The organism is Glutamicibacter sp. AGC84 (assembly GCF_053543575.1).
The window spans coordinates 1-3,979 of the sequence record NZ_JBLVOC010000018.1; the positions used below are offsets into that span (position 1 = coordinate 1).

Here is a 3,979-nt window from a genome sequence, read left to right on the forward strand (position 1 = left end):
TTGAGCCGACTCCGGAGCCGACTCAGGAACCAACCCCTGAACCGACGGTGGAGCCGACTCAGGAACCAACCCCTGAACCGACGGTGGAGCCGACTCAGGAACCAACCCCTGAACCGACGGTGGAGCCTACGGCTGAGCCGAGCGCTGAGCCGGAAGACGGCCAAGACGGGTCTGAATTCCAGGTCGCCATGACACAAGAGGAAGGCGGATTCTTTGCGAATTACACCTTCGATATCAATGGAGCTTCAGAAAGCGATCCCATAAGTTTCGAGGTGCGGCTCAACTGGCTTTGGCTGGATAACATGACCTACGAGGGGAATTGCGTTTCTTCGCACGTAAGAGCCAATTCATTCAGGCTTACCTGCGAAGGCCCCGCGACGTTAAAGTTGAAGCAGTTCTACCTGCTTGGGGACCGGACTATCGCATTTGAGAGCCGAGGGAACTCGAAGGAGAGGTTCGAATTCGAGATTCCAGGACTCTAGGCGCAGTCCGGCAGTCCGGCTGTCCTGCAACGGCCATTCCATGCCCAGGCGGAATGCGCGCCGCGGCTAGGATCGACACATGACAGAAAATTGTGCTCCTGAGCTGCCTCCCGTCGATGCAGAAGCTGCTGAACAGATGTGGTTTGAGTATCTGGCGAGCAAAGGGATTCCGCGGGCCGATGCACCGCACCATGTCGCCGAATCCTTCGGGGACCATCCCGCGCTTGCTGATGAGCTTTTGAATGAAATGCTGCACGGAACCAAGCGAGCGACTTCGTCTCTGGCTAGCGACTACGTCTATTACAACGAACGTGTCCCGCAACCTGAAGACCACTGCATTGTTTGCGATGGACAAGGGCAGCCGCGGGCGATTTTGCGAGTGCTCTCCGTCGAGCGCTCCTCGTTCTTCGAGGTAGACGCGCAGTTTGCCGCGGCCGAGGGCGAAGGGGATCTCTCGCTGGAATACTGGCGCGCAGAACATGAAAAATTCTGGCGCCGTACGCAGAAGTCCATAGGAATCGACTGGATCCCTGAAGACACCGCCAACGCCGGGGGAGAGCTGGTCTTGGAACGCTTTGAAATTTGCTGGCCACAGGAGTATGCCGACTAGCCGGTCGAACTTCGTCACGCTGGCCTGCGGTCGAGAACGCGCGGGCGTAGGGTGGAGACAGAGGGTTTCCCGTGAAAGAAGCCCGGAAAAGAAAGGTTGAACATGTCGATTGTCGTCATCAATGCCCTATCGGTTCCCGGCGAAGCTGGACCGGAACTGGAGAAGCGTTTTGCTGCTCGCAAGCATTCGGTGGATTCTTCACCGGGGTTCGAAGGGTTCAAGTTGCTGCGTCCGGTCAATGGTGGAGACAAGTACTTCGTGTACACCCAGTGGGCAACCCGCGAGGACTTCGAGAACTGGCGTACCCAGCGCGCTGATGCGGCCCATGCTGGCAGCGATGCCAAGAAGCCAGTGGCCAGCGGCGCTGAACTTCTGGAATTCGAGATCGTGGAATTCTAGGCGCTGCAGCCTGCTGGCAACGCCCCGATGCCTTCGTGGTATCGGGGCGTTATCTGCATCCAGGACCTTTTGCCTACCCGCGCATTTTGAAGCGGCGCCGTGCGGAATCGGCCAGCAACGCAGCACCCAAGGCGATGCAAAGCAGTGCGCCGATCAAGAAGGTCATGTTGATGCCTTCCGGACTGGCCTCGCCATTGAGTCCGGGGTGGGTGGCGATAATGGCCGCGGAAATCGCCGTGCCGAAGGAAGAACCTACAGTACGCAGCACCTGGTTGAAACTTACCGAGCTGCCTAGCTCCTTGGTCGCTACGCTGCGGGCGATCAATGCCGGCATGGCCGCATAGCTTGCGCCCATGCCGATGCCGAAGACCAGCATGCTCAGCAAGATCTCCCAGAGCGCCGAGTGGAGCAGCCAGAGCATGGTGCCTGCTGCGGCCATGATGATCGCTCCAATGGGAAGCATGACCTGGATGCCGCCGCGTTTGGCAAGTATGCGCACCACGCGGTTGGCAGCCAAGCTGCCGACCGAGAGCGGGAAGATGACAAATCCTGCCCAGAAGACCGGCAGGCTCAGCCCGTAGCCAGTTGCCGCATCTGCCTGGGCTACCAGTGATGATACGGACATGCCGATATACAGTGCGGCGCCCAGGGCGATGGCCGAGATATTGGCCAAGAGGACTTCGCCCTGCTTGAGCGTGCGCAGATTAATCAGCGGGTGGCCAAGGCTGTTTTCCACCCTCACCCAGATGATCAGCACGATGACCGAGAAAGCGCCCAAAGCAAGCGTTGCAGGTGAAGCCCAGCCCCACTTGGGCCCCTCGGATATGGCCAGCAGCAGGGAGGTGAGCCCCAGGGCCAGCAAGCCGGAGCCGGTGTAGTCGAAGGGACGTTGCTCGGCCTGGGTATCGGGGCCTGCAGGAACAACTTTCCACACCACGCAGATGGTGGCCAGCACGAATAGCGCACCGAACCAGAACGCGTAGGAGTAGTCGAAAATACCAGCGATGATGCCGGTCAATGGATAGCCGATGCCGATTCCGGAAGCAACCGTCACCGACAAGGTGGAGATGGTGTTCTGCAGGTGCTCGGCCGCTACATAGCGCCTGGCGATGGCGATGGTGACCGGAACAATGCCGTAGGACAATCCCTGGAGCACGCGTCCGGCAAGGAACACGCCAAAGCTCGGTGCGGACGCTGCCATGACAGAGCCTACGAACATGGCCGCCAGCGAGACGAGCAGCAGCCGCTTCTTATGCGGTCCATCGCTGAGGCGTCCCATGATGGGTGTTGCCACGGCGCCGGCCAGCAGATTCACGGTGAGCATCCACTGGGCGGCGGCAATATCGACATTGAACCGCAAGGAAATCGAGGGGACCAGCAGCATGCCCAGCGAGGAGACGATTGCCGTGGCAAGCGCGGCGAAGACCAGCGTGGGCACCAGCGGGCTCTGGTTGGATGCGTTGCGGCTCATGGGCGGACCGCGGTATTGATTTTCTTGAGCGCGGGCAAGGCGGAGCGGATCAGGGAACGGTCCTCCTCGCTCAGGTTCTCGCCCATGGCTTGGAGCAGCGCGGTCCGGCCGAGCAGGATTTCCTGGTCCAGCTTTTGGCGGCCGTCATCGGTGAGCTGGAACCAGAGCTTGCGGCGGTCGGCCTCGTCCCGGTGCCGCTCGATCAGTCCGAGGCCTTCCAATTCCTTGGTCGTCAGCGAGATGGCCTGCTGGCTGACCCCGATGGCCTGGCTCATCCGGGCGGCACTGGCCCGACCTTCGGTGGCCAAGGTGTGCAGGATTCCCAGTTTGCCCGGGGAGATGGATCGTGCCGTGCGTATCAGGCTCAGCAATGGTGAGAGCGCCTCGAACATCTGCTGGGGAAGGTCTGCGGACTGGGGATCAATTTCCATAGCTATAGAATACAATTAACTTGTACAAGCTTCTTGTGGAATGCTCGTGAGGCTGCACACTGCCCCGATCCATCGGGCGCGAGAAGGCGGTACTCGCTCGCTTGGCCCCGTGGCTCGCAGGCATGTCGCCGTAGTAAGTGGTTGTCGTTTTGGTGCGCTCCTGATGGATTCCGGCTCGTGCCGCGCACTCCTGGCCCTGCGCCGGGACCGCGTGTGCGCCGCAGGGAAAATGCCTTCCGGACCCTGTTGGCCGGCATGTGCAAGACCTGGATGGACTAGCGGGGGATCCGGTCGCGTGGCGCTTGGATGCCGGGGGTGTTCCGGGCGCCAGAAAACCCTTGACCGGCGTTCGGTAGGTGCTCTAGGCTTCAAGATAACCTGATATACCAGTCGGATACTAAGGGGTTCCGGCGGCTTGGACCGTGGTCCTGCGCGCCGGAAATCCCGCCGAACGGTGCAGGGATCAACTTCCATGCGTCCCGAACGAGGGGAAACCCCATTGATCTCCAATGAAACTGTCAGCAGCTACCTTGAGCGGCTTGCCTCGGGCGCCCCGACGCCAGGAGGGGGCGCGGCCGCGGGGCTG

General features: G+C 60.8%; 5 protein-coding genes. 3 read left to right on the forward strand and 2 right to left on the reverse strand.

From position 1 onward, the window contains the following. The 3 genes from ACNPN0_RS11925 to ACNPN0_RS11935 form a co-directional block, all read left to right on the forward strand. Positions 1 to 482, forward strand: a 482-nt coding sequence (locus ACNPN0_RS11925) for a hypothetical protein (protein WP_448938914.1), incomplete at its 5' end; no start/stop codon positions are given. A 79-nt stretch (positions 483 to 561) separates the two neighbouring features. Next, the gene (locus ACNPN0_RS11930; protein WP_448937221.1) at positions 562 to 1,092 is read left to right on the forward strand and encodes an ASCH domain-containing protein; all 531 of its coding nucleotides are present in this window, start codon (positions 562 to 564) and stop codon (positions 1,090 to 1,092) included. Positions 1,093 to 1,194: 102 nt separating this feature from the next. Next, positions 1,195 to 1,491: an antibiotic biosynthesis monooxygenase family protein gene (locus ACNPN0_RS11935; RefSeq protein WP_105662322.1), complete on the forward strand. Its 297-nt coding sequence runs from the start codon at positions 1,195 to 1,197 to the stop codon at positions 1,489 to 1,491. A 73-nt stretch (positions 1,492 to 1,564) separates the two neighbouring features. Here ACNPN0_RS11935 and ACNPN0_RS11940 read toward each other — a convergent pair whose 3' ends face one another. Then, positions 1,565 to 2,962 (reverse strand): MFS transporter, encoded by a 1,398-nt coding sequence (locus ACNPN0_RS11940; RefSeq protein WP_448937220.1) that lies wholly within the window; start codon positions 2,960 to 2,962, stop codon positions 1,565 to 1,567. Beyond that, positions 2,959 to 3,393 (reverse strand): MarR family winged helix-turn-helix transcriptional regulator, encoded by a 435-nt coding sequence (locus ACNPN0_RS11945; protein WP_448937219.1) that lies wholly within the window; start codon positions 3,391 to 3,393, stop codon positions 2,959 to 2,961. The genes ACNPN0_RS11940 and ACNPN0_RS11945 overlap by 4 nt, the downstream gene beginning before the upstream one ends. Positions 3,394 to 3,979 lie beyond the last annotated feature (586 nt).

Bases quoted from the DNA above. Each gene is read 5' to 3' on its own strand.
- ACNPN0_RS11930 (WP_448937221.1), top strand. From the start codon at position 562: ATGACAGAAAATTGTGCTCCTGAGCTGCCTCCCGTCGATGCAGAAGCT.
- ACNPN0_RS11935 (WP_105662322.1), top strand. From the start codon at position 1,195: ATGTCGATTGTCGTCATCAATGCCCTATCGGTTCCCGGCGAAGCTGGA.
- ACNPN0_RS11940 (WP_448937220.1), bottom strand. From the start codon at position 2,962: ATGAGCCGCAACGCATCCAACCAGAGCCCGCTGGTGCCCACGCTGGTC.
- ACNPN0_RS11945 (WP_448937219.1), bottom strand. From the start codon at position 3,393: ATGGAAATTGATCCCCAGTCCGCAGACCTTCCCCAGCAGATGTTCGAG.